21 protein-coding genes are annotated in these 25,364 nt (G+C 45.5%); 12 read left to right on the forward strand and 9 right to left on the reverse strand.

The window, feature by feature from the left end:
* Positions 1-140: 140 nt before the first annotated feature.
* Together AC5ZC7_RS25870 and AC5ZC7_RS25875 are read left to right on the forward strand one after the other, a co-directional pair.
* Positions 141-1,022, forward strand: coding sequence for an LpxL/LpxP family acyltransferase (locus AC5ZC7_RS25870; RefSeq protein WP_496158169.1), 882 nt, complete (start codon positions 141-143; stop codon positions 1,020-1,022).
* Positions 1,023-1,065: 43 nt separating this feature from the next.
* A complete protein-coding gene (locus AC5ZC7_RS25875) occupies positions 1,066-2,097 on the forward strand; it encodes a fatty acid desaturase (protein WP_496158168.1) in 1,032 nt (343 codons plus the stop codon).
* Here the strand turns inward: AC5ZC7_RS25875 and AC5ZC7_RS25880 are convergent.
* Positions 2,045-2,749, reverse strand: coding sequence for a DJ-1/PfpI family protein (locus AC5ZC7_RS25880; RefSeq protein ID WP_496158167.1), 705 nt, complete (start codon positions 2,747-2,749; stop codon positions 2,045-2,047). The two genes, AC5ZC7_RS25875 and AC5ZC7_RS25880, sit on opposite strands and share 53 nt — an antisense overlap.
* Before the next feature lie 205 nt (positions 2,750-2,954).
* Complete coding sequence (locus AC5ZC7_RS25885; RefSeq protein WP_496158166.1) at positions 2,955-3,851, reverse strand: aldo/keto reductase; 897 nt, start codon at positions 3,849-3,851, stop codon at positions 2,955-2,957.
* Positions 3,852-5,370: 1,519 nt separating this feature from the next.
* Here AC5ZC7_RS25885 and AC5ZC7_RS25890 point away from each other — a divergent pair.
* Complete coding sequence (locus tag AC5ZC7_RS25890; RefSeq protein ID WP_496158165.1) at positions 5,371-6,324, forward strand: ADP-ribosylglycohydrolase family protein; 954 nt, start codon at positions 5,371-5,373, stop codon at positions 6,322-6,324.
* 135 nt (positions 6,325-6,459) lie between these two features.
* Positions 6,460-7,323, forward strand: a complete 864-nt coding sequence (locus AC5ZC7_RS25895; RefSeq protein ID WP_496158164.1) for a DUF6515 family protein — start codon at positions 6,460-6,462, stop codon at positions 7,321-7,323.
* 66 nt (positions 7,324-7,389) lie between these two features.
* On the opposite strand, the gene AC5ZC7_RS25900 is transcribed toward AC5ZC7_RS25895, so the two are convergent.
* Positions 7,390-9,084 carry a TPM domain-containing protein gene (locus AC5ZC7_RS25900; protein ID WP_496158163.1) on the reverse strand — a complete coding sequence of 565 codons (1,695 nt, stop codon included), beginning with the start codon at positions 9,082-9,084 and terminating at the stop codon, positions 7,390-7,392.
* Between the two features lie 76 nt (positions 9,085-9,160).
* Between AC5ZC7_RS25900 and AC5ZC7_RS25905 the strand changes: the two genes are divergently transcribed.
* From AC5ZC7_RS25905 to AC5ZC7_RS25915, 3 genes are all read left to right on the forward strand, one after another.
* Positions 9,161-9,712, forward strand: a complete 552-nt coding sequence (locus tag AC5ZC7_RS25905; RefSeq protein ID WP_496158162.1) for a hypothetical protein — start codon at positions 9,161-9,163, stop codon at positions 9,710-9,712.
* Between the two features lie 176 nt (positions 9,713-9,888).
* Positions 9,889-11,001 carry a hypothetical protein gene (locus tag AC5ZC7_RS25910; protein ID WP_496158161.1) on the forward strand — a complete coding sequence of 371 codons (1,113 nt, stop codon included), beginning with the start codon at positions 9,889-9,891 and terminating at the stop codon, positions 10,999-11,001.
* Positions 11,002-11,036: 35 nt separating this feature from the next.
* Entirely contained in the window at positions 11,037-11,501 is a 465-nt protein-coding gene (locus tag AC5ZC7_RS25915) for a VOC family protein (protein ID WP_496158160.1), read from the forward strand.
* Between the two features lie 2 nt (positions 11,502-11,503).
* Here the strand turns inward: AC5ZC7_RS25915 and AC5ZC7_RS25920 are convergent, their stop codons facing one another.
* On the reverse strand, positions 11,504-12,238 hold the full coding sequence (locus AC5ZC7_RS25920) for a hypothetical protein (RefSeq protein ID WP_496158159.1): 735 nt from the start codon (positions 12,236-12,238) through the stop codon (positions 11,504-11,506).
* A 3-nt stretch (positions 12,239-12,241) separates the two neighbouring features.
* Positions 12,242-12,799 carry a sigma-70 family RNA polymerase sigma factor gene (locus tag AC5ZC7_RS25925; protein WP_496158158.1) on the reverse strand — a complete coding sequence of 186 codons (558 nt, stop codon included), beginning with the start codon at positions 12,797-12,799 and terminating at the stop codon, positions 12,242-12,244.
* A 151-nt stretch (positions 12,800-12,950) separates the two neighbouring features.
* Here AC5ZC7_RS25925 and AC5ZC7_RS25930 point away from each other — a divergent pair, with 151 nt between their 5' ends.
* From AC5ZC7_RS25930 to AC5ZC7_RS25945, 4 genes are all read left to right on the forward strand, one after another.
* Complete coding sequence (locus AC5ZC7_RS25930) at positions 12,951-14,054, forward strand: hypothetical protein (RefSeq protein ID WP_496158157.1); 1,104 nt, start codon at positions 12,951-12,953, stop codon at positions 14,052-14,054.
* Positions 14,055-14,162: 108 nt separating this feature from the next.
* Positions 14,163-16,148 carry a DUF7849 domain-containing protein gene (locus AC5ZC7_RS25935; RefSeq protein ID WP_496158156.1) on the forward strand — a complete coding sequence of 662 codons (1,986 nt, stop codon included), beginning with the start codon at positions 14,163-14,165 and terminating at the stop codon, positions 16,146-16,148.
* 25 nt (positions 16,149-16,173) lie between these two features.
* Entirely contained in the window at positions 16,174-18,822 is a 2,649-nt protein-coding gene (locus AC5ZC7_RS25940) for a CHAT domain-containing protein (RefSeq protein ID WP_496158155.1), read from the forward strand.
* 113 nt (positions 18,823-18,935) lie between these two features.
* Positions 18,936-19,556, forward strand: a complete 621-nt coding sequence (locus tag AC5ZC7_RS25945) for a DUF5710 domain-containing protein (protein WP_496158154.1) — start codon at positions 18,936-18,938, stop codon at positions 19,554-19,556.
* Positions 19,557-19,566: 10 nt separating this feature from the next.
* Here the strand turns inward: AC5ZC7_RS25945 and AC5ZC7_RS25950 are convergent, their stop codons facing one another.
* The 4 genes from AC5ZC7_RS25950 to AC5ZC7_RS25965 form a co-directional block, all read right to left on the reverse strand.
* A complete protein-coding gene (locus AC5ZC7_RS25950) occupies positions 19,567-20,421 on the reverse strand; it encodes a hypothetical protein (RefSeq protein ID WP_496158153.1) in 855 nt (284 codons plus the stop codon).
* 77 nt (positions 20,422-20,498) lie between these two features.
* Positions 20,499-21,533, reverse strand: coding sequence for an endonuclease/exonuclease/phosphatase family protein (locus AC5ZC7_RS25955; RefSeq protein ID WP_496158152.1), 1,035 nt, complete (start codon positions 21,531-21,533; stop codon positions 20,499-20,501).
* Positions 21,534-21,568: 35 nt separating this feature from the next.
* The gene (yhdJ, locus tag AC5ZC7_RS25960) at positions 21,569-22,393 is read right to left on the reverse strand and encodes an adenine-specific DNA-methyltransferase (protein WP_496158151.1); all 825 of its coding nucleotides are present in this window, start codon (positions 22,391-22,393) and stop codon (positions 21,569-21,571) included.
* A gap of 81 nt (positions 22,394-22,474) precedes the next feature.
* Positions 22,475-24,130: a hypothetical protein gene (locus tag AC5ZC7_RS25965; protein WP_496158150.1), complete on the reverse strand. Its 1,656-nt coding sequence runs from the start codon at positions 24,128-24,130 to the stop codon at positions 22,475-22,477.
* Positions 24,131-24,273: 143 nt separating this feature from the next.
* Between AC5ZC7_RS25965 and AC5ZC7_RS25970 the strand changes: the two genes are divergently transcribed.
* Entirely contained in the window at positions 24,274-25,320 is a 1,047-nt protein-coding gene (locus AC5ZC7_RS25970) for a helix-turn-helix domain-containing protein (protein ID WP_496158149.1), read from the forward strand.
* The last annotated feature ends 44 nt before the right edge of the window (positions 25,321-25,364 follow it).

The raw sequence follows: 25,364 nt of genomic DNA on the forward strand, positions 1-25,364 counted from the left end.
AGTTTACACAAGTCTACTGGATAAAGATACTAAATGAACCGATCCGTCGTTTTTTTCACGGATACTATGAAAAGTGTTCTTTAAAATTTATATTTACGTTTTCAATAATACTTTTCGGAGTATCAAAAACCTGTGCCACATTGTCCGCCATTGCCTACTACTTACTGTTACCGCTGATCTACGCGTTATCGCTATTGCCATTCCGTGTACTTTACCTGGTGTCTGATGCAGTATATGTGTTGTTATTTTATGTGATGGGCTACCGTAAGAAGGTGGTACTCCAGAACTTACGTAATTCTTTCCCGGAAAAGAGCGATACGGAAATTAACCGTATTTGTAAAGATTTCTATCATTACCTCTGCGATCTTTTCCTGGAAACATTTAAAACACTTACTATCAGCAAAGCTTCGATGGTAAAGCATTGCAGCTTTACACCGGCTACGCTGGAGTTGTTTAACCGCCTCGAAGCGGAGAAAAAGAGTGTGGTACTCGTGATGGGACATAAAGGCAACTGGGAATGGGCTGGTAATACCTTCAGCATCCTGTGCCGTCAGCAGTTATATGTGATCTATCACCCACTGGCCAATAAACATTTCAATGGTTTAATGTACCGCATGCGTACCCGGTTTGGCACCAAACTGATTGCCATGCAGGACACTTTTCGGGATATGGTGCAAAACCGTGGCGAAATAAATGCAACGGCTTTCATCGCTGATCAGGCTCCACAGCCTAAAACAGCCCAATGGCTTAATTTCCTCCACCAGGATACACCGGTATTCAAGGGTACAGAGAAAATAGCGCAGAAAATGAATTACCCGGTAGTATATGTTACCGTTCAACGTTTAAAACGAGGATATTATACCGTTACGGCAGAACTGCTCACCGCTACCCCCGCAGCAGAAAAAGACGGGGCTATCACGGCGGCGCATACACGTAAACTGGAAGAAGATATCGTTTCCCAGCCAGCTACCTGGCTGTGGTCACATAAACGGTGGAAACATAAACGCCCTGCCGTTATTTAATCGTACATCAAAAACAACTTAGAAAAGCTTACCTACAACCTGTATGCTGGAAGGAAAAGAACTGATCCTGGCTACCAAGCCATATGCGCGTGAAGACAGAGCCAAGAGCTGGCGCTACACCTTATCAACATTATTATTGTTGGTTTTATCACTAACTGGTACGTTGATATTGCCATACCTGGTATTAAAATTACTGGCCAGTGTCCTGTCGGGATTACTGATCGTAAGAATGTTTGTTATTTATCATGATCATCAGCATCATGCCATCCTGCATAAATCGTGGATAGCAGAAGCCATTATGCTCACATTTGGCATCTATGTATTAGCTCCTTCCAGTATATGGAAACGTTCGCACGACTACCATCATAAACATAATTCAAAGCTTTTCAGTGCCAGCATAGGATCTTATCCTATCATTACCCGCAAAAAATTTGAAACTATTACGCCCGCTGAAAGGCGTACTTACCTGTTCAGCCGCCACCCGCTGACCATTGCCGCCGGATATTTATCGATGTTTATGCTTGGGATGTGTGTACAATCATTTTTGAGCAGTCCGCGCAAACACCTGGATTCCTTACTGGCGCTCATCATTCACATTGGTGGCAGTGCCGCAGTGGTCTATTTCCTGGGATGGCAAAGCTGGATGCTTTTCATTCTCATTCCTTTTACCATTGCCTGCGGAATAGGCGCATACCTCTTTTATGCACAGCATAATTTCCCCGGCGTTACTTTTAACGTAAACCAGGACTGGTGCTATGATAAAGCCGCATTGTTGTCGTCCAGCTACATGGTGATGAATCCTGTGATGAAATGGTTTACCGGTAACATTGGCTACCATCATATTCATCACCTGAATGCACGTATTCCTTTCTATCGCCTGCCGGAAGTCATGAAGGCAATACCCGCTTTACAAAATGCCAAAACCACTACGCTGAGCCTGCGCGATATACGCGCCTGCTTCCTGCTGAAAGTATGGGATCCGGAGCAAGACAGGATGATCAGCCTGGCGGAAGTGCGCGCTATCAGGTCAGCCCAATTGATGACGAAGCCCGATCCAGTAGTAGTTGCCGGATAATTCGCTTTCTTGTTTCCAGCGTCAGCTGGGTAATTTCTTTTGCTTTTTGCAGCACCGGCAATCCGGCTGTATTGGGAGAACCTGCCCTGAATGGAGGTTCGGGGTTATATTCCAGTTGCAGTTGCACTACTTTTGCCAACTCCTCTCCTCCTATAATGGCGGTAAGCTGGAGTCCGAAGTCAATGCCGGCGGTTACCCCACCGCCGGTAATACGATTTCTGTCTCGTACTACCCGTTCTTCGATGGTTTCCACGCCAAACATCCGTAGTAATTCCAGCGAGCGCCAATGCGTGGTAGCCTTGTAGCCATCCAGTAACCCGGCAGCCGCCAGCACCAGGGCGCCCGTACATACCGATGTAATATACTTTGCCTTCACCGACTGGTCCCGCAGGAATTGCAACACTAGCTGATCCGTCAGCAACGCATTAATTCCCCTGCCACCAGGCACAAAAATGATGTCCAGCTGTGGGCAGTCTGCCATCGCAATATCCGGCTGCAAGGTTAATCCACCTTCTGCGCGAACCGGACCTTTGGTAGCACCGATAATCAACACCTCAAAACACGGTGCTTTGATAAATACATCATAGGGACCTGTAAAATCGAGGATTGTTAACTCAGGGAACAGTAACATCCCAACTTTTAATTTTTGCATACATGGAGCTTTAATGCCTTACAATAATAATGCAGCAGGCTGTAAACAGGGAGCAGAGCAATTATTATTCCGGGCAGTGATAATGTCCTGAAATGTTCCTATAATGGCCGCCATACAATCGGTACCACTATTGACGCAACGGCAAATACAAAACTTTTGCTTTGGAGACAATGCCTGCCGCAAACAAAATACCTGCACCCACACCCTATCGGTGCGCGTCATACTTATTCACCGGTATGGCTTGCTGGAGGGCTGTAATTTCTGCCGGCAATAATGCAGGCGCCTGCACCGCCCGGATAGCATCTTCCAGTTGCGCAACGGTACGTATTCCTACAACAGCGCTGCTGATAACCGGTTGATGTAGCACAAAGCGCAGGGCCGTTTGAGCAGCATCGCGGGCAGTGCTGCTGTTGTGTTTGATGGCAGCGGCAGCAGTAGCTACTTCTTTTTCGGTATAGTTAAGGTAGGAAGCTGCGGGTTTATTTACCAGCAGTCCTTTCGCTACACTCCCTCTTGCCAGTACACCGATATTATTTTCGGCTAACAATGGGAAGCAGGTTTCTTCCGGACGACGGTCCAGTAAACTGTACTGCATCATCACACTCACGATGTGTGAGCGTTTCACATATTCACGGATCACATTAGGACGGATAGAAGAAATACCATAGTGCCTGATTTTTCCCTGCTGCTTCAGCAGTTCAAAAGCGGCGATAGTGTCATCTATCGGATCTTCCAGGGTACCGCCATGCAGCTGGTACAAGTCAATATAGTCTGTTTGCAATCGCTTCAGGCTACCTTCAACGGCAGTTAAAATATACTCCTTCCGTGGGTTCCAGCTCCAGGTACTACCATCGTCATTCCATTGATTCCCTACTTTGGAAGCAATGATAACATCCGTTCTTTTGTGCCGCAATGCTTTGCCTACGGTGATTTCATTCTGTCCATGATCGTACAGATCAGCAGTATCAAAGAAATTAATGCCCTGATCCAGGGCGTGATGGAGCAGGCGGGCATTATCTGCATCATCATTGCCGAGTGACATACACCCAAATCCAATTTCACTGACAGCCAGGCCTGATTTTCCGAGGAAGCGATATTGCATGATAACCGGGTTTTACAACGTTTTTGATGAGTACTTTCCAAAGAAAGCGGTTAAACGAAGGTATAGCCAAATCTTTCATTTTTTGTATAAACCTGGTATTAAAATAAGGGGTTGTTTGGATAAACAGCCCCTGTTTTAAATTGCGTCCACCTCAAAATGAGCTACATTGTATTAACCGCTGCCACAGGCAGCTTTTACCATGTCTGAAATAATAGGGCCGCCTGGAAAAACAGCCCCTTTTTTTAGTATGTCCGATCCATTGTATATTCATCACTCCTGTTTTGGTAAGGTGTTTATAAGGACCACCTGGAAAGATGGTCCCTCACTTTCCCAAATTACCCTATTGATAAAACACGTTATATATAGAAGACTGTGTGAACAGCCTGGTTTTTTAAGTAAAGGGACCGCCTGGATAAACAGTCCCTGGATTCCGAATCAATCGCAGCATAAATGACCTTGCATTATTTACACTGTGTGGGTTTAACATATGGCGTTTACTACTCTTTTATAGACACAATAAGCCGATAGGTATCCGCCTATTGATATAGTTCTTATGGGGACCGCTTAGACAAACGGTCCAGTGTTTAAAGCTTCCATCGTGTATGTTGCACTCCAATTTTTTTTCTTCTGTCATCCGTTTCCTGCACAGTGCTTCAGCTGTCACAATAAGGGGGGACTACCTGAATAAGTGGTCCCGTTTATACGTGTTGCAAAGACGAAAACTAATCATCCTTCTTTCTATCAGGAAAAACCGGACTGCCTGGATAAACAGTCCTTTTTATACTGTATACTATCACCCCTTTTGCTGAGCTGTTATGATTAATGAAGCAGGTAACAAACAATGATAAATCGCTGATTGGCTCGGAGGCAGACTACACCCATCTCCGGAAAATTGCCGGAATAGTCACTAACGGATATACCCTCCTCTATAAGATAATAATATCTCCTTTTTCCGGCAATCTACCGGAAACTCAGCTGGTGTTGGGTTTGAAAGCGCGTAGCTGTCAGTCGCATGCCCTTCCTATTTGTTTAATTCAATACAAAAAGGAACAGATGATAATGATAATTGCCAAGAAAAGTACAGGTTTGAAATTTCCGGTTGAACAAAAAAGATTGCATATGGGTTAAGTTTCAATTTTAGTATTTGCCTACAATGAAGGGTTAGGAATTTCATTGTATGGAATGGTTAATATCAGGCCTTTCTGTGCAGTGGGTTAACAGCTACTAAAGGCATATCAATGATGTTGCAGACAAACTAAAAAAAGTATTATTCGTATAATCTTTCAACGATACCGATCGTTATAATGCAAAGGTACGGCGTGGCTCAATACAAAAAACACTTTTCATCGCCATTTTCACAATGAATGAGAATGAACGGACTGGAAAATTATTGAATAAAAAGGCATGCCTGAAAATCAGAAATTTAACGTATAAGACATAGTGGGTTGATCAGAATTGATAAATCAAACGTACATTCAGTATATAATTTCATACATACCTTAACGTTAGTACCTATCCCATGCAATCACAAATAACAGGAGCCTTTTATGGTATAGCTATTGGCGATGCCCTGGGCGTACCAGTGGAATTTAAAACGCGTAGCTATCTCTCAGAAAATCCCATCGAGACACTTACCGGCTACGGTTGCTGGAATCAGCCACCGGGTACATTTTCAGACGATGCCTCCCTGACCTTCTGCACCGCGGAAAGTTTGCTCACCGGATACAACATTCCCCACATGGCGCAAACCTTTGTCCGTTGGGCACAACAAGGATATTGGGGCGCACATAACGAAACATTCGATATCGGCCATACTACCCGGCGGGCATTACAAAGAGTGGCCACCGGCACATCGCCATTGATCAGTGGCGGATTTGAAGAATTTGAAAACGGTAATGGCTCTCTCATGCGGATGATGCCCATCGCTTTTTTCCTGGTAAAAGAAACGGATATCCATCTCCGTTACCAGGTGGTAAAAGAAGTATCTGCCATCACGCACCAGCATTTCCGCTCGGTACTGGCCTGCTTTATTTATGTTGAATTCCTGCGTGCACTGCTGGCTTCCGGAGATTTATCCGAAGCCTACCAACAGATGCAACGGTCGGTAAATGCTTATGTAGCGAACCAATCGTTCAGTGTAGCTGAACTAAAATATTACGAACGAATTTTACAAGACCAAATTGCCCGTTTCCCGGAACAACAGATTAACAGTTCCGGGTATGTGGTACATACCCTGGAAAGCGCACTCTGGTGCCTGTTGAACACCAATGACTATGCCTCCTGCGTGCTGCGCGCAGTGAACCTGGGTGGCGACACTGATACCACGGGAGCCGTAGCAGGTGCCGCGGCCGGGTTATATTACGGAATAAATAATATCTCCCCGGAATGGATTAGTCAAATCGCAAAAAGTGCGGAAATCGGGCAATTGGCCAGCCGTTTTACTGCAGTCATTAATACCACCAGCCACCAGTAAATACAACCGCAGGGAAACCGGCCGTATTTTTGCACATATTAGTTGTTCAGTTAAACTTTTCGCTCCTTTTACCGTCCAATAAATGATTGAAAAATAGAGGATTTGTTAAGAGGATTACAACTTAATGTTAAGAAAATGAAAAACAGACTTTATATGCTGTTCGTGCTGGTTGGCCTCCTCGGCACATTTACAGTAAGCAGTGCTTACGCACAGCGGCATGGAGGTGGAGGTGGTCATTTTGGTGGCGGCGCCCGCGTAGGCGGTGGCAGTCACTTTAGCGGAGGAACCAGTGGAAGGGTTTATTCTTCTCAACGGATGTACTCCCCCAGGATGACAGCTCCTATCAACAGAGGCTACTATCATGGCTATTATCATGGCTATCGTCCTGTTTACGGACATGGCTTCTACGGACGACCTTATTACAGGTACTACAGACCTTACTATAACCCGTTCTTTCCTCCTTTAGGTTTATACGTTTCTACGCTGCCTTTTGGTTACTTCTCACTGGGCGCCTCCTTTGGTCCGATGTACTATTACGGAGGTACTTATTATCAGTCTACCGGCGATAACAGAGGCTACAAAGTGGTAGAAGCGCCTGTAGGTGCTGCCGTACCAAATTTGCCCGATGGCGCACAGGAAATAACCGTAGATGGAAACACTTATTATGAGCTGAATGGCACCTACTACCAGGAAACCATGACCGATAACGGCAGACGTTACATTGTGGTAGGTAAAAATGGTAAGATTGGCGACAAAACAGTGACGATCACAGACCAGGGTAACAATCAGGGTAACAACAATACCCCCAATAATGATCCTGGCAACAACACAGATAATAATGGAATGATTTCACAGTTGCCGGATAATTGCCGCACCGTGAATATAAACGGTCAGCAGTACTTTTTATCACCAGACGGCATGTATTATCAGTCTGTTTTAAACAGCGATAATTCCATCGCAGGGTATAAAGTGGTGGGAAAAATGAATGCCGATAATTAAAACGATCCTTGTTATTCAGTTGACAAAAGAGCCGGTTGAAGAACCGGCTCTTTTTATTTACTTCCGCTACCAGCTGCTGCTGGCGCCTCCACCTCCTGAAGATCCGCCTCCCCAATCTGAAGAAGAAGAGGAAGAACTGGAAAAGCTACTGGAAGAAGAAGAGGAGGAAGAAGAAGATTCTACCAACTTAGCGATGGTAAACCGGTAATCATGTTTAAATCCACAAGCCGCGCAGGTATACGGAATAATGCCCCAACCCTCGGAGGTATAACTGGCTGATTTCTTGGTGATCACGGTCCCTTTCTGATAGCTCATATGCGCACAGGAAGGGCATTGCGCCACGTGTGACCGCATATTGGTATAATTCAGTATCATCTTATTACCACAGGTATCACAGCCCCATACATCATAGTCCACCGAATGTAGTCCTTCTTCTATCACCTGCTTTTTATCGAGGAATTGATTATCCGCCTCCTCATCCAGTTTATGCATAGGTTTCAGACAGTGATGGCAATCGTATGGGTCATTGCGCAGGTGATTCAGCCGCCGCTCCAGCAAAGCCACGTATAACCAGGTAAAAGGCGCCGGGAAAGGATATTTGGCACGACTGAAATCCCGGAACAAAACAGATAATTGCAGCCATCTTTCATGACGGTCTTTTCCCTTCAGCATAACCGCTGCACGCATGGAAATAATCAATGCGGCAATATGTATGAACACTACCCAGGTTACATAATAAATCACGAATGTTTTAATAAATCCTACATCCGTATGAAGTCGATTCGCTACGTAATAAATGCCGCAAAACGCTGCCAGGTGAATCAATACCTGCCCTATCCATCCCGGACGGAGAAATTCATTCTGATGGTCCGAAACAAGAATGGGTTCTGCATCTACCGCCTTGTTTTTACGCTTCTTGCCAAAGAAAACATACATCATTAACGCAGATGCGATGATCCAGAAAATGATGCCTATAAAGGAAAAATCACCGGTGTAAGAAGAAGAATTACCAGAAGAAGCCGAATCCCCGGATGAATAGGTACCCGCATAAGGTTGTGGCTCCGCATATACCTGGTTATCGCTACCAGCTGTTTCGCCGGCTACTGCACTATCAGCAACTGCATCCTGGGGCTTCTCCGGCATATTCGGCGAAATATCCACTACCGGGCCGGTAACGGAAGGCATTAACGACCCGTCTGCCGCCGGCATATCCGGTAGCTGGTTATAAGCATAATTTCCATTATTAAACAAGGAGGCCACAGATAGTATCCCGTCTGTAAACGCTGCATCATAGTTGTGTTCCTTGATACGGGGAATCATATATTCCTGTTGGATACGGAAACAAATAAGGTCGGGCATATCCGCCTCAATACCTTTACCCGTCTCAAATTCCAGCTTACGGGCGTCTTCTACCATCAGGATCAGCAACCCATTATTCTTTTCCTTATCTCCTATTTTCCAATAGTTAAATAGCTGGTGAACGAAGTCGCGGGTGTCGTTGCCGCCAATGCTGCGAAGTACAACCACGCCTACCTGCACTTTACCGGCATTATCCAGCAAAGCAATTTTTGCATTCAATTCGTTCACTGTTTCATCGGAAATCAGATGGTCTGGATTGCTGACATAACCGCCACCCGTTTTCTTTGGGTCCGGCACATCTGCTACAGTATACTTCTGTTGTTTGCTACTGTCACATGAAACAATAAATACCAACAGCAATGCTAACAATACACTTTTCAAAAAATATGAACGTTGCTTCATTTGGGATACATTCTGCCCCTAAGATATGTTTATTTAATTTTTCATTTAAACAGAAAAAAAGTATTTTGATTCTCCGATGAAGCCCATTACCACTATAATCCTGTTACTATGTTGCTTTGCTGCCACCCACAGCCTGGCACAAAACGCTCCCCGGGATACTGTGCCATCCAACAAAACCAGGGATACCTCCGGTACCCCACCTATACAGCTCAAAACTGTACATATTGTCCAGTATCATTTCTTTAAAGACTCACTGTCTTTCCGGGAAGAATACGGCCGGGAGCTCACCTTCAGGCGTCCCAAGTGGTATGAAGTATACACGGGAATGGCGTTGAACATCAACAACCTGTACAAGGCTACCCAGTTTAAAAAGAATAACAAGAAAATTGCCATGAAACACCTGTTGCTGAATAAAGAACAGGAAATGTTCGTTAGCCGGGTGTATACGCCTTCTTTGGTTAACAAGGTAACTAAGCTTGATGGCGACAGTCTTCAACTTTTCATGCAGCACTATACCCCCAGCTATTCGTTTATAAAGGGCTCCTCGGATTATGATTTATACCTGGAGATAAAAAAGCAATACGAGGCGTTCCTGAAAACCCGCGACAGCCTGCCACCTCAACCATAAAATCATTTCTTTGACGCGGGCTGCCTTTAAAAATACTATATTTCCATATCCATACGTTTTACTATCTACCGCCATAATCGGGCAGTATAGTAATGGTGTTGATAAGATTACATAAATTAGTGATCTCAAACCCTTTAACGTAGTTATTAGTTATAAAGATGATCAATACAGCTCACATGAAAAGGTTTTCCATACTGGTTGCCCTCTTCGTTCCGGTATTGCTGAACGCGCAGGCGAAACTCAGCCAAACCGTGATAGACGATTTTTCCAACCGGGTAGCTGCCCACTACCAATTACCACATGATTCCATTACCGGCTATATTGCAGAACAACTCACCCGCAGCGGTAATGCCGGCCTGGATATAGATTCTACTGTTTTTGATCTGAAGAAAGATCCTACGGCTTTTGATGCGGCGCTGAAGTACCTGTACCAGTACAGCGACTGTAACCGTCAGCGGTTTATCACCAACCTGCGTAGCATGGAGTTACAAACCAACAGCGTGTTCCCCATCGCTACTTATACTGCCAATAAATTTAAGGGAGATGTGAAAGCCCTGCTGGATGATAAAAAAGATTTTCTGACCACCTATACCGGTCCGGTAACTGGTAAAAAGCCACCGGCCACCATTGCAGAAGTAGCTGCTGCCAACCAGGCGGCCGCCGCTACACCGGCACATACCAGTACTGACAATACCAGTGAATCAACCAGCACTACTGTTACAGAAGCAGGTAAGACCACTGCTGCAGCCGCTACGGAGGCCCCGGCAGCGGATACGCGCAACTGGGAAGTACGCCCCCTGTTCCAGGTACGTAAACCGGAACAGCTGCTGGAAATGTATGGTGCCAGCAATGTTACCCAACACGATGCCATCAACCTGGCCGGCGATAAAGACGGAGAAGCTTACCTGATCTACCCCGATACCGACAATGAGCTGGAAATACAGTTTGATGGTGACAATGGGAATATCCTGACCTTCTCCCATTATCCTTCCAAATGGAAATCGCCTTATGGCATCAAAGCCGGCGATCCCCTGGACAAACTCATTAAAGTAAACGGCCGTCCTTTTAAAATGAATGCTTTTGAATGGACAAACGGCGGTATGGTATCCAGCTGGAATGGAGGCGCCCTGGAAGGCAAAGGCGTAATCATTGTGCTGAAAGCCAATAATACCGGCGACCCTAAACAATATGACCAGGTAACCGGCGATAAAACCATTCGCTCCGACATGCCGGCGCTGAAAAAACTGGACGTTATTATTGAATCTGTTACATTTAAAGCCGCTAACTAGTTGCACTTATCAATCCGGGTAACTATCTTGTTGTTATGAAACAATTTGTATTATCCGGATGTCTGCTGATCCTGGCACTTATTGGTATTTCTATTAACATGAATGGACAAACGAAGCGATATCCCTCGTTGAACCACATGGCGCTGTACGTGGTGAACCTGGAGCGCAGTACGGTTTTTTACCGCGATATTATAGGGCTGGAATCTATGCCGGAACCATTTAAAGATGGCCGTCACAGCTGGTTTAAAGTAGGTGATCATGCACAGGTACATATTATTTCCGGTGCGGCACAAGCCACCACGCACGACAAAAATACACACCTCTGCTTCAGCGTACCATCTATGGCTGATTTTGTGAAAGTATTACAAGCGAATCATATTGCATTTGAAGACTGGCCGGGTAAGGTTGGCGCGATCAATAAAAGAGTAGATGGCGTACAACAGATATACCTGCGGGATCCGGACGGCTACTGGCTGGAAATCAACGACGATAAATACTAGCCTTATTTCAAATCCTTTTCCAGGGCGGCGGCTTTGGCCGCTGCCGCTGCATCGGCTGGAATTAATTTCAGCCATACCAACGCTTCTTTCCGGTTTTGCTGCTGCGCGTAATACAGCGCTATATAAAATGCGGCATCGTATTTAAAAATCGATTCTCCTTCAAACACTTGCTTCAGATCTGCTAAACCACTGGCCGTTTGACCGGTATGCGTAGCGGCTATTCCCCTGTAATAAAGCGCCATCTGGCTGCTGCTGTCGGTTTTGAGATACGCATCCAGCAAAGGAATCACTTTCGTGTAGTCCTTCTCGTTAAAATAAAGGGCAGCAGATTGTAACAGGCTATCAGCGTTATTTCCCCGTTCTACGGCCGCCTGCATTTCTATATTGCCATAGTTTTCCATATAGTTGGTATCCCGGGTATAAAAGCGGAATATCAGCACGCCCGCCAGTATAGCAGCGGCGGCGCCAAAGGCAGTCAGGTATTTTTTAATTGCTATCACTTTGCCGGTACGGCCAAAATGAGCAGAGCGTTGTTGCTGTAAGGTATGCTTCAGCGCATCCAGCTGCGGATCCGGCTGCAAACGGGCCGACAAAGTAGTTTTTACTTCCCGGTACTGTGCCAACGCAGCTGCCAGTACAGTATCTTCCTGCAATGCAGCCTCAAACAGTTGCCGTTCTTCCGGCAACATGTCCCCGTCTTCATAACGGATGATATCTTCATGATTATAAGCAGCCATACCTTAAATTTTCTGAGCCTGAATATATGATAACAGTGTAGCCATGCACTCGGATTTTTTTTTCCGGAGATAGCCATAAGTAACTCCCATTACTGCTGCAATTTTCTCCTGGGCCTCGCCAGTCAGGGACAACCGGAGTATTTCCCGGCACTTCTCTCCCAGTCTTTCGAACTGGGCCAGCAGCATGCCTGCCTGGGCTTCTTCTTTTAGTACTTGTTCTGCGGCAGCAAATACATCTTCTCCTACTTCATATACATCATCCAGGCGTTTTGTTACCGGTTGCCGGCCTCTTTTTTTTATTTCGTTGAGCCATTTCCGTTTACAGATCAGTAAAAAGAAAGGTTCAAAAGGACAAGTGAGCTGCAGCTGCTTGTACTTTGCCTGGTTATATACATCTATAATAGCTTCCTGGAAAATATCGGCCGCATCATCTTCCGTACCCTGGTGCTGCAGAATATGGTGTTTGATCTTTCCGGCAAACCGCTGGTATATCTCCTGTACCAGCAAGGTATCATTCCTTAACAGGCCATCGAGATATCGCTGATCGGGGTGAATACTCATCTGCGCTTGATTTGCATTGGTTGATAGGAACATGCCATGTCTAAAAATACATCTTTCTTAAAAAATATTTTCAAAAGGGGGGTAACAAAATAAAAGCGCGGTTGATCTACTATCAAACAAGCAAAAAATTACTCAACAAAAAAATATTTTTATGAAACCTATCTCTTTAAAAACAATTACCTGTCTGGCTGCAGCTGCCATGATCCTTTCTTCCTGCCGGAAAAACGACAGCCATGAAGTAACACCTGATAAAAGCCTCGATGGAAAGATGTTAGCTGAACTATTCAGCAAGAATGCACCCAAATTTGAACACTTCACCGTAGATGGCGCCATGGGCGGTATCATCACCACCAGCAAAGGCACCAAATATAATATCCCCGCCAACGCTTTTATGACATCCAACGGAGGGTTAGTATCTGGTCCGGTAGATATCAGTATCAAAGAAATGACCAATGTGAGCGAAATGATTTTGGCGGACAAACCTACGATCACATCGAATGGACAGCTACTGGTATCCTTTGGGGAGTTCTTCGTGAAAGCGGCACAGAACAACCAGGATCTTTCCCTGCGACCGAAGAATGATACTGGTAAAGGTATCCGTGTACAAGTACCCGCCAAACCACGCGATAATGTGGCGAACGGTGTAAAAGAAGTGCCTATGTGGACCGGTGATACCATTGTTACTTCTACTCAAAATGGTTTCAACTATATTAATCAGCCAGTTACTATTACCACGTTGCAAAGAGTGCGACCAGGGGTGCTCTGGAACCAGGTACAAAACAGCTATGCGCTCTTCAATAGCGCCAATGGTACCATGGACTTCCGCCTGGATAGCCTGATCCGCTGGGTAAACTGTGATGGACTGGCCGCCATGCCTAATCCTAAAACTACTGTCATGGCTTATTTCACCAATTATTTCAACCCGGAAACCAGTGCCAGTTATGCAGGAGAACAACCGACGATGCTGTTTTTCAAACCTAAAAATTTCAATACACTGGTGAAATTCTACAATGTTATCTTAAATCCTCCCGCTGGTAAAGAAGGTTTCCATAGCTATCAAACTTCTATCCCGGTAGGCCTGGAAGGCACTTTCCTCGCTATCAGTGCTATAGGCGGACAATTTTACGCAGAACAAAAAACAACTACTATCGGCACTCCTGCCGCAGGAGACAACTATACAACCGTAAGCTTTAACCTACAACCCGTAAGTGCTACAGATTTGCTTACACTGATTACAAGTATGAACGCCAAATAACGGCCTGTTATCCGTTTACACTTACTCCCAAAAAAGAAACGCAATAAGTCAATCAACGTGGTTGACTTATTGCGCATTTTGTATAATCTTTATTTATATTTATGATATATGCGATACGCCCCTGTCCTAACATTATTGCTGTTACTTGGTAACATCTGTATGGCACAAAAGCCGGCAGCTCCTGCCTTTCCACAAGACACTGTACCTGCTGAAATTGTAGTACAGGGAGCAGATGACAGCTTACAACTCGTCGCAAAGCTACGCCCACTAAGGCAGATAGCCGGAGCCCCTGCTTCCTTTTACACTTACTTCTGGGAATTGGGAGACGGTACGTTTAGCTTCAGCAAAACACCTGAATTACATTATAAAGATACCGGTACCTACCAGGTACGGCTATACGCCACCAATAACTACGACGATGGCAAAGCCCCACCCACCAGGCCCCGTCCCATCAAAATTAAGAAGCCGGTTAAAAACAGCGCCTGGGCTTCTCATTTTTTTCACGGCGGCGGCAATATAGAAATGAAGGCCAACTGCAATCCCAAGCCAGGAGAAGACTTTATGGCCATCATCGGCTACCGTAATATCGGCGGTGACATAGGAAGCGGGACCCTACTCTTATTTTATAATGAAAAACAGTTTGGACACGCCGGCTTTCATCTGGCCGAAAAAAGAAGCTATCATGGAGAAGACAGCAGCTCACTCAATGCCCTGCTGACGCAATTGGAAACACCGACGGCTAACCCGGATATCGCCTATGCTAAAGGTCCCGTGGCCACCCCCATCATGGCCGGCAGCAACGCCGCTACCAAAGCCATGTTACAGGCGATGCAGGGAACGTATAGTCATCATACCGTATTGCATTACAGCAACGTGGACAAAGCCACAGAACAGTTCCTGTTCCTCAATATGCATACCCTGCCGGAAATGATACAGGACACCAATGCCACCGTGACCATGACCGCCATGCTGGTACCCGACAACACCTTAATGACACCAGAAGTATACGCACTGGAAATGGCCGTGGTAGCCTCCCACGACCCCAATCGCCTGCAACTGAAAAAACACCGCATCAACTATCGTTTTATGGGAAAGAAAAAAGAACTGACCTATAAAATACAATTCCAGAATACCGGCCCCGGCCCCGCCAAAAGAGTGGCTATCGGCATTGCCATACCACGGCAATTAAATACACAAACCATCCAATTAAAAGAAATCAGCCCCGCCTGTATTTCCTGCGACTCCGCCTATTCGCAGCAAAGCTGCATTGACACCGTGCGTACCAAAGACAGCGTATACTTTGTGTTCCGGAATATTTACCTACCCGGATTACAACAGGAAGGCGTTACAGATGAAGACTCTACCAAAGGCTTTGTACGATACTCCATTTTATTTAAGAAGAAGCCTAAAAAGATTCCGTTCAGCAGCAGAGCCGCTATTATATTCGACAAGAACGAACCTATTTATACCAACCGCGCTACCGCAAAATTTATCAAAGGATTGTCCCCAGGCATCGTTGCCGGGTATACGATTTTAACTAACAGCAAAGACTACACGTTACGGGGGCCGTTACAACTCGGTGCAGTACTGGCACCCTATGCACCGGACCGTCCGTACTTCCAGGTGGAAGCCTATGCCGGTATCCTGGAAAAAGAAACCTTCGAAACACCCATTGCCCGCGAAAAACGCGACACCATCGTTAACGGAGAAACATACCTGATTGGCGGCAGGAATAGTGTTGTCACACATTCGCGCCAATCGCTGCAATTGGTACCCCTGCATTTTCGCTACAATATCAATAACTGGATTGGCGTAGGTGTAGGCGCCATGGCACAAATCAATATCCACAGTGGCACAGACACTGAAGCGAAAGTATATCTCGCTAAGATGCAAACACCCTCGGTACTTGCCAAAACCGTCAGCAACACGGTAAAAGACAATCCCAAATGGTTTGCTGATTTAAACGCCGCACCATTTGCCGATATACAGGTGGGAAAAATAAAAAGCGGACCTGCCATTGGCTTCCGCTACCTCCACCAGCTCAGTGGTGATACAAAAGATCGATTCTTCCTGTATGCCATCTACAAATTATAATTAATACTATCTTCAGCTATCATAAATGGCTGAAGTAAGATCATACCCGCCCCTGACCAAACATCTACTATTGCTACTGGCAGTAGCAGGGCTTTTCATCTGTTGGCAAACACCAGGCACTACCAAACGCCCGCTGGCCAACTGGATTTATGAGCAAATTCAATTACCGGCAGCTACCCCCACCGCCAAAGCCCAACAGCTCAAACAGGCCATCAACAGCGCCTGGCACACTCCCAACAGCACCGAAGAAATACAGGCCTGGCAAGACCTACTCATTAACCTGGGATATGCCCTCCTCCAAAGCGGTGATATTATTTCGTCTACAGATGCTTACCAGCAAGCCTTTGAATGGGGCCGGCAACATAACACGGTTACAGATCCCAGTCTGGTACTCGAATACATCCTCAAACCCTTAGGCAACAACTACACCAGGCTGGGTGACTATGAACAAGCCTTGTTCATTCATCGTATGGCGCTGGAATTTGCCCGGGAACTGGACGACCGGGAGGCCATGGCTGCTACCTACAGCAACCTGGCCAATACGGCCGCTAATATGGGCGACTTATCCCAGTCGCTGCTATACTGCCGGGAAGGCCTCCAACTGGCCAATAAACGCAGCGCCACCTACGGTTTACTGCTATCTGAACAAGCCGACGCCTGTCAGCAACTACAACAATACAACACCGCGAAACAGAGTATACAGCAAAGCATCACCCTACTACGGCAACAACCTGCCGCTAACACGGATGCCGCACACTGGTTGTTCATGGCCTATCAGCAGGCCGGCGACATCTATCTCTCCACACCTGCTGTGGCCGCACAATATTACCACCAGGCAGCTGCGATGCCGGAAAGTAAACGTACGTTACGCAAACGTGAACAGGCCCGCCTGTTTTTACGCATGGGGAAATTGCAACTACTGCAACAGCAACCCCGGCAAGCTCTCCCGTTGTTAGATAGCTGCGCACAACTATTACTACCGGGCAAGGATCTACGCCATTTGAACAGTGCCGACATCTACGGAGAATATACCCTACTGGACCTGTTGTTTACTACCGCCAACGCTTATCAGTCCATACAGGAGCCAGCTACCGCCATTGCTTTGTATCGTTTATGCTTTGCCGCAGAAAGGGAACTACGGCATCAATACATTTCTTCCGCCGCTAAAGAAACTGCTATTTCAGATAGCCGCTACCGTTATGAAACTGCGATTAACCTCGCCTGGCGCTGTTGGCAAGCTACACACCATCCACAATACCAGCAGGCTATGCTACAGTTCATGGAAAACAGCAAATCGCAATTGCTCTGGGAAGAAATGCAGCAGCAAACACCATATACCCGCAACGACACCCTGCATAAACGTATCCGCTTGCTGGAACAGGCGCAATTGTACTATCGCAAAGAAGCGCTGCAAACAGGACATCCGGATAGTTTATTGCAGCAACGGGAACAGCGGATCGCCTGGGACCTGGCTACCCTGCGAAAAAAAATACACCCCGCACCCGGCACAGATACAGACGTATTTCCGACCGATAGCATCCTGGGCTTACTGGCGCCCCACCAACTGATCCGCACCTTTTTTGCGGGGCAACAGGCGCTTTATACCGTAGAACTGGACAACCACGGCATCCGGTATATCGATAGCAGCACCATTGATGCGAATGCCATGATCCGTTTTTCTCAGCAATTCTTTGAAGCCGGCCCCCAGGCCATGCTGAATAACCCAAAAGCCTATTATAACGCCGCCTACCAGCTGTATACCCAACTGTTTGCGCAACATCCACTGCAAACAGGCAATACTTACCTGTTGATGCCAGATGGCATATTGAATACCATTCCCATTGATGCACTGGTAACAAATACCAGCTATACACCGGCCATTGGGAAATGGCCCTTCCTGGTAAAGCAGGCCACCATTTCGTATGCTTATTCACTGCGTACCTGGTGGTTACAAATGCGGGCAACCAGCCGGCCACTAGGTTTCAGCGGTTTTTTCATCTCACAGCAACAAGCCGGATTATCCAACCTGCAAGGCGTAACAAAAGAGCAGGAAGGACTAAAACCTATTATTACAAACGGTCACTGGTATGTGAACGAACAAGCCCATACCACCGCATTCAAACAGGCATTAACACAGTCGGCTGTAGTACATATCAGTACACATGCCTTTACAAAAAAAGACAGCACCCAGGCTCCACATATTATGTTATATGATGCACCATTTTACCTGTTTGAATTAAGTGGCTTATCGCAACATCCATCGCTGGTGGTGCTAAGCGCCTGCAAAACCGGCGATGGGCGCCTGGTTACCGGTGAAGGCATACAAAGCATGGCACATGCCTTTATGGCCGGGGGCACTCCTGCGGTAGTAGCTGCCGGATGGAATGTAAACGACGCCACGGCCCCCTTGCTGATGCAATCGTTTTATACCCAGCTGTCTAAACAAAACAATGCGGCGGTAGCCTTACAACAAGCCAAACTAAACTGGCTGAACGACCCTGCAGTAAGCGATCTGCACAAACTCCCATATTACTGGGCAGCCCTGAGCTTCCAGGGCAATACACAGGCCGTAGTACTACATGCCTCCGGGTCATACTGGTATTGGGGATTACTATTAATTCCCATTGCTATTGGAGTATGGTACTTTAGGCGAAAAACTACCTCCCCTGGTTAATTTCCAGACAACATCCCTATATGATGAAATTATAAAGTCCGCTACAGCATATCCCAATCCGCTGTTTTTTTCTTATATTCAGGGAAGAGAGTCTACCAGTCATACCCTGCTTTATGTCATTACAACTGAATGTTCCCTTAGCGGAAAAAGAGCATGCTATAGCAAAGGGCGCCCAATGGGATCAGATCGCCCAAACCTGGTTTCTGCCGGAGGATCAATACGACCGGCTCATGGAAGTTGACCAGTGGATTCCCGAAAGGCAACCGTCTATTATCCTGCCAACTGAAATCACGATTGTACATGCACAAAAGCCTTGCTGGAATTGCCAGCACGATAACCGGCTGATTGCTATTGCTGGGAATTATTTTTTCGAGAAAGATATGAACGACCGGGATGAGCCGGTATGGATGGAACAGGATTTTTTCACCTTATTTCAACAGATATCGGCTATATCAGGCAATCTGCAAACCTTCCTGAGAGACTACTACCCTCACTATAAACCGGCGGCGGAAGGGCCTTATTGGTTAAATCATTGCCCTTCCTGCAGCCACACACAAGCGGATGGCTTCCTCTTTGAAGATACCGGCATTTTTAATCCTACTGCAAAAGAGGCCGCCAACCAATTGGTAATTAAAAACTTTCAACTAAAATATGCTCCGCTCATTGATGCGGTGTATTCCCTGGGCGATCACCTGCGATTGATCAATGAATTTGCAGAACGGGGAGACGCCTAGTACCTGCGTCTTATAATTCCACTTTTGATTGTAGAAAATCAAAATACTTGCTGTCTTCTTCCGCAAAAATTTCTGCTCCCTCCAGCATATACGCCCGCATTAAATGTTCCAGGGCCTGGGGCTCCTGCTTCAGTTCATAGAGGCATTCGCCCAAACGCAGCTGTACAAAGCCAATAGCGTGGGCATCAGGGCCATTCAGTGCATCATAAAAGGCGGGAGCGGCAGCCGCAAAATCGCCTTTAAAGAACAGCATATCACCAATGCTGGCATTGAGCCAGGTGCTGGCTTCCCATTCATGCCTGGGTATTGGCAACAATTGGAGTGCCGTTGTAAACTTCTCCAGCGCGGCATCATAATTTTCTTCGTCCGCCAGTGCGTTGCCGGCTTCTGATAATATTTCTATTTGCTCGTATACATCATCCGGTAAGGACTCTTCTACCATAGATGCCAGTCCCTGAAATACATGGAGGTATTTTTCATCAGCGCCTTCAAAAACGCGTCCACCAGATTTTTGCATAGCAACGCCCAGGTATTGCGTTGCTTCTTCCATGGCCCCATTTTCAAAAAGCGCCTGCCCCAGCATAAATTCCCGTTCGCCATCATCTTGCCGCTCCGGATCGCACTGTTGCAGGATTTTCGCCCATCTGAGCATGGAAGGAAAATCTTTCAGTTCAAGATAAGTGGCAGTGATAGCACCGGCAAGGGGAAAGCTGTCTTCATAGCTTTGTTGGGGCTGGGGTAATAACTCCCAGGCTTCTTCCAATTTTTGGGCATACCTGGCCAGGTCACTTTTTTGATATAATACTTCTGCTTCTTCCCAGATAGCTTCTATGGCTGCAATAATTTTTTGATCCTGTATTTGCATGTATCCGTATTAAAAAGTCAAAGTACAGCGGAGAGCTGTACTTTGACAAAAATAGGATGGATTATTTTATTTCAGCATTATATCTCCAGCTTAAATACACTGAGTAGTCCTTTATGGTCGGTGGGCCAGGTGCCCGCAGGGAGCAGGAACATATCATTCCCGTTCTCTTCTGTTCGTTGATTTCTCACAATACTTCCTGATGGGCCTACTACTATACTTTTCTGCAGTTTTAATTTTTTATCCGGGTAGAAATAGATGTAATCTATTCGTTCCCGCTCGTCTGCATCTGGTGCCCAGGCCAGTTTTTTTACGTCTACGGCCTTATTATCTGCCGGAAAGGTGAACCCTGGATTTTTTTGGGGAGATGGAAAAAGCGCGCGATAGCTGTCTTTATATCCTTTGTCCTGTAGCATCACAGAGCAGGTCCAGGGTACCACCATACCATGATGATCGAAGAGGTTTTTGGTGGCGGGTGTCCAGTCGAGATGACTGGCTTCATTGAAGTCGCCTCCCAGGAATACCAGTCTTTTTTCCCTGATATCTTCTGCGGCAGATTGTAAAAATGCCGCAATGCCTTCATCTCTTTTAGAAGCCCGGTTAGATGTCATAATGGTATCCAGGTTGGTGCAAGGTGCTGCCAGCTTCTTCCAGGTAACGCCATCATAACCTCTTGGCAGGTATACGGCATAGTTCAGGTAATCGAGATGTGCGGAGTATACTGCTACCTCCCGACCCTGTACGCTGGCTACCAGCTTATAAATGGCGCCACTTTCGTTGAATATAACAGCGCTGTCGGTAATAGGATAACGGCTCAGCAACCCCGATCCCTGGCTGAAAAAGGAATAATACTTTTTACCTTTCTGGGCCAGAGAGGCCACCAACCGGTCACATAAACGGGTATTGTTATAATTCCTGACTTCACTTAAGGTGATAAAATCCGGGTCTATGCTGGCTACCTGGTCTATAATTCCTTCATATCCTCCGGGCACCATGGTGCCTTCCTGCCAGATGTTGAGCTGCAGTACAGATAAACGTATATCCTTTGCCGTTCCTTTAGTGGTCAACAGGAACAAACATCCGAAGATGAGCAACGCCGATTTTATTTGTCTCATAAAAAATATTATTTCAATAGTACCTTACTAATTTATTACTCCTCATTTTCGAAAGAGCGCGTTGCCCGTTTCAACGGCTCTCCTTTATAGTCTGCTGCCAGATTCAGTCTGCGCAATCCTATCTTTATATATTCTTCCTGTAATTCAATGCCTATACAATTTCTTCCCAGGTTTTTAGCCACCTCGCAGGTAGTAAAGGTACCGGAAAACGGATCCAGTACCAGGTCTCCTTTATGGGAGCTGGCTTTAATAATGCGCTCCATCAATGCTACAGGCTTTTGTGTGGGATGATTTTCATATTCATCCATACGGTAACGTACCCGGGCAAAATTCCATACGTTACCAGGTACTTTCTCTGTATTATAGGCTGTTGGCACGGACTTGCGGTAGTCGATCAATTTTCTCCTGGCGCCGGTTTTCGCTTCTATCAGGATATCCGATGCGTTGAAAGTATAATTATTTTTATCTTTCACAGCAAACAAGATAGGTTCATACATAGATCCAAAGTACTTCCTGGCCTGTACGCCGGAACTATCGTAACTCCACACAATCCGGGAGAGAATATTTATTTTCTGTCGCAGGTAAATATCGAAGTACGGCATGAACTGTGTGGCCGTCATCACGTATAAACTACCCGTAGGTTTGAGCTTTCGGAGACAAAGATCTAACCATTGATAGCACCAGTTAAGGTAGGCTTCTTCCGAATCCCATTTATAAATATGTCCATTAAAATTTTTACCAATATTATAAGGAGGGTCGGCAAAGATGAGATCCACGGAATGATCGGGCACCATAGTTTCCAATGCCTGTACGGCATCACCATGAATGATTTTATGTTCGGCTGTCCCAAATACTTCCATACCTACCGGATTCTGCAGGTGAATTTATACAAAAAAAAGCCAGGATAAAATACCCTGGCTTTTTTTTCGTCTGTACAATTATTAGAAAGTAATCCAAACTATATAAGCTTGCTTAGATTTTCCACGCCGTTCAATCATCATGGTTGCAAAGGATTTATTGTCTTCGCTATGTGTATTCATTTCCAGTACACTGAACCTGGAAACATCCTCATTCTCCGGCTTTCCAAACAAATATGTTTTCTTCACGGTATTGCCATCGTAATAAGCTAACATGGTATTGGCTGCACTGACAAATACCATACTTGATTTAGGTCGGAAACTTTCGTTGTCTTCTACTATACTTGCTGGAAAAGCATTGTAAATGACATAGTCTTTGTTATTGGCAAACATATAATCATAAGAGAAGAAATGATCATTAACAGCGCCCAGGAGTCCTTTGTAGAATGTCCAGCCGGATCTCATGCGGCGGTAAACAAAAAATGGATTAATCCCTCCGTTTGTGCTCTGCTCCTTAACAATCGCATAACTACCAGTCATTTCCCGGCCATCTTCGTTGATGCGTGTCAGACCTATGTCACCCAATCTGCCGATTGCGGATACATGAGTACTTGAAACATTGACGTATGTCTCCAGTTCTTCGTACATCAGCGTAATCGTGTTATCGTTATTTATCCGAAAATCCTGGATAGTGCCATAATAAGGCTTTGTATAATTCAGGTGTGCTTTTGCATACTCCGACAACTGAGGGTGATCAATGAAATATTTATTTTTTACGGTTAACGCATAAGGATCAATTACATTCATTTGTAAGATTAAACCACGACTCCCGTCATACATCGTATAAGGATCTTTTTTGCTCTTCGTATTTGTGACAGTAAGCATATACAACGTTTTATTAGCCTTGTTATATTTAATGCCCACCGCCGGTGCTCCATATCCTTCCGTGTAATCCAGCAATTTATGTTCAAATTCCCTTGCGTCTTTATTCATCCGGGAAATCATCACTCTGGGAGCTTTCCCATCTATACCTTTTGCATTATAAGCATAGGAAGAAAGGAATACAAACTCATCCCGATGAACATACATTTCCCTAAAATCAACGTGCTTATATGCTTCAGTTGGAGGTTCATAAAGTGCTCCCTTCAGCACTTTGTGATCAGGACTGTAGTGTATGACAGAAAGTCGTCTATCAAGACCATGGTCAAATGAAGTCAGGAAGGCGATAGCGTAATATTCTGACTCCGGATCCTTCCGTACAAAAAAAGCAAGGGGAACTACCTCCTCTATCAAGGTGCTTTGGTCTGAACCCGGCCCTTTGATGGACGCATCGCTGATCGCTTCCTCTTTAAGAAGTTTACCCGTATTTCCGTCAAAAATAAAGCGGAACAGGTAAGCTCTTTTTTTCTCATACTGTATCAGAAATACGACCGCCTGCCCATTCATTTCGTATAACCCTTCCATCCTGATATCCGACATTTTCTTCTGGTTCCAGGATGTTACCTCGTTGGTTACCATGGGAGCCGCCTGATGCTTATTATCGTACACCACAACCTCAATACCATCCTTACGGGTAAAATGAAAATGCAGGGTATTCCCGTTCTTCATCAGTAATAGCTTGTTGGCACCACCTGTAGGTTCCTCAAAAGGCTGACTACGTACAATTTCGGGAGACTGGGCTGGCAGTAACTGGGGTAACAGCAGGCTGCATAAGCAAAGCAGCAAAAAATTCTTTAGCATAGGTTGAATAAATAAGGAAGCGCAAGGTAAGTATTGTTGCGCAGCCGGTACATAGCGGCTAAAATAATTTTATCAGGGCACCGGACTATCCGGGCTATTAAAATTTCGCTTATATTTCACTTATAAATCCTGCAGCATCCCCTATGAATATTGGTCAGCAAATATTATTTTTTATCAGTTCCCTGGGAGCTTTCAATGGGATGATGATCAGTCTTTATCTTTTCTTTGGTAAAAGGAAGAAAACGCTGTCTACTATATTTCTCTGTATACTGCTGCTGGCGCTCAGTCTTCGGATTATCAAAGCCGTTTTTTTATATTTCAATCATTCCCTGCCTAAAATATATGTGCAGATAGGACTGTCTGCCTGTTTTTTGATTGGGCCTTCGCTGTATTACTTTTTCCGTTCCGCACTACAAAATACAACTGTGCTCCCCACTTCCTGGAAATGGGCATGGGCCGGGCTCCTGGGAAGTTTGTTGTTAACTGGTATCCTTATCCCTTATCAAACTTATCCTGATATATGGAACGGCCCTATGGTGGCCATTATCTACTCCCAGTGGATAATCTACCTGGTAGCTACGGGGTTTGTATTAAAAAGCGTGTTGAAAACGCTCTTTGTAAACCCGGCAGCGCTCACACCAATAGAAAAATTCTGGTTAGTCTTATACGGCAGCAACTGTGTTATTTGCACTATTTTCATGCTTTCCTGGGCAGGTATTGCCTGTTATCTGTACATCAGTGGCCCCGTGGCATTATCTGTTTTATTTTACCTGGCCATTTTCTATCATCTCCGCAGCAAAAAATCGGACCCCATCCGATTTTCTGCCAAAACGGAGAAAAAGAAGATCGCCGACACGGACGCATCTATGTGGATAGAAAAGCTGGAAAAGATAATACATGATAAGAAGTTATACCAGGACCCCAATATTAAATTAAACGATGTGGCGAAGCAGATAAATATAACACCACATCAACTGTCACAATTACTGAACGATAACCTGGGCAAAAGTTTTTCTACCTACATTAATGAGTACCGGATCCAGGAAGCCTGTAAGTTAATCACCACCAACACACACCTTACTTTTGAGGCCATCGGGTACGAAGTAGGCTATAATTCCAAGTCAACTTTCTATGCCGCTTTCAGAAAAGTAAAAGATACCACACCGGCGCTCTATAAAGAAAGTCTTTGATAATCAATAGTCTGTAGTACGGTTTTATAAATCCGAACGCCTGA

This window comes from Chitinophaga sp. 9-1-y (assembly GCF_059511905.2).

Excerpts from the sequence above, each read along its gene's own strand:
- AC5ZC7_RS25875 (WP_496158168.1), top strand. The coding sequence starts at position 1,066 with ATGCTGGAAGGAAAAGAACTGATCCTGGCTACCAAGCCATATGCGCGT.
- AC5ZC7_RS25880 (WP_496158167.1), bottom strand. The coding sequence starts at position 2,749 with ATGCAAAAATTAAAAGTTGGGATGTTACTGTTCCCTGAGTTAACAATC.
- AC5ZC7_RS25885 (WP_496158166.1), bottom strand. The coding sequence starts at position 3,851 with ATGCAATATCGCTTCCTCGGAAAATCAGGCCTGGCTGTCAGTGAAATT.
- AC5ZC7_RS25890 (WP_496158165.1), top strand. The coding sequence starts at position 5,371 with ATGCAATCACAAATAACAGGAGCCTTTTATGGTATAGCTATTGGCGAT.
- AC5ZC7_RS25895 (WP_496158164.1), top strand. The coding sequence starts at position 6,460 with ATGAAAAACAGACTTTATATGCTGTTCGTGCTGGTTGGCCTCCTCGGC.
- AC5ZC7_RS25900 (WP_496158163.1), bottom strand. The coding sequence starts at position 9,084 with ATGAAGCAACGTTCATATTTTTTGAAAAGTGTATTGTTAGCATTGCTG.
- AC5ZC7_RS25905 (WP_496158162.1), top strand. The coding sequence starts at position 9,161 with ATGAAGCCCATTACCACTATAATCCTGTTACTATGTTGCTTTGCTGCC.
- AC5ZC7_RS25910 (WP_496158161.1), top strand. The coding sequence starts at position 9,889 with ATGAAAAGGTTTTCCATACTGGTTGCCCTCTTCGTTCCGGTATTGCTG.
- AC5ZC7_RS25915 (WP_496158160.1), top strand. The coding sequence starts at position 11,037 with ATGAAACAATTTGTATTATCCGGATGTCTGCTGATCCTGGCACTTATT.
- AC5ZC7_RS25920 (WP_496158159.1), bottom strand. The coding sequence starts at position 12,238 with ATGGCTGCTTATAATCATGAAGATATCATCCGTTATGAAGACGGGGAC.
- AC5ZC7_RS25925 (WP_496158158.1), bottom strand. The coding sequence starts at position 12,799 with ATGAGTATTCACCCCGATCAGCGATATCTCGATGGCCTGTTAAGGAAT.
- AC5ZC7_RS25930 (WP_496158157.1), top strand. The coding sequence starts at position 12,951 with ATGAAACCTATCTCTTTAAAAACAATTACCTGTCTGGCTGCAGCTGCC.
- AC5ZC7_RS25935 (WP_496158156.1), top strand. The coding sequence starts at position 14,163 with ATGCGATACGCCCCTGTCCTAACATTATTGCTGTTACTTGGTAACATC.
- AC5ZC7_RS25940 (WP_496158155.1), top strand. The coding sequence starts at position 16,174 with ATGGCTGAAGTAAGATCATACCCGCCCCTGACCAAACATCTACTATTG.
- AC5ZC7_RS25945 (WP_496158154.1), top strand. The coding sequence starts at position 18,936 with ATGTCATTACAACTGAATGTTCCCTTAGCGGAAAAAGAGCATGCTATA.
- AC5ZC7_RS25950 (WP_496158153.1), bottom strand. The coding sequence starts at position 20,421 with ATGCAAATACAGGATCAAAAAATTATTGCAGCCATAGAAGCTATCTGG.
- AC5ZC7_RS25955 (WP_496158152.1), bottom strand. The coding sequence starts at position 21,533 with ATGAGACAAATAAAATCGGCGTTGCTCATCTTCGGATGTTTGTTCCTG.
- yhdJ (WP_496158151.1), bottom strand. The coding sequence starts at position 22,393 with ATGGAAGTATTTGGGACAGCCGAACATAAAATCATTCATGGTGATGCC.
- AC5ZC7_RS25965 (WP_496158150.1), bottom strand. The coding sequence starts at position 24,130 with ATGCTAAAGAATTTTTTGCTGCTTTGCTTATGCAGCCTGCTGTTACCC.
- AC5ZC7_RS25970 (WP_496158149.1), top strand. The coding sequence starts at position 24,274 with ATGAATATTGGTCAGCAAATATTATTTTTTATCAGTTCCCTGGGAGCT.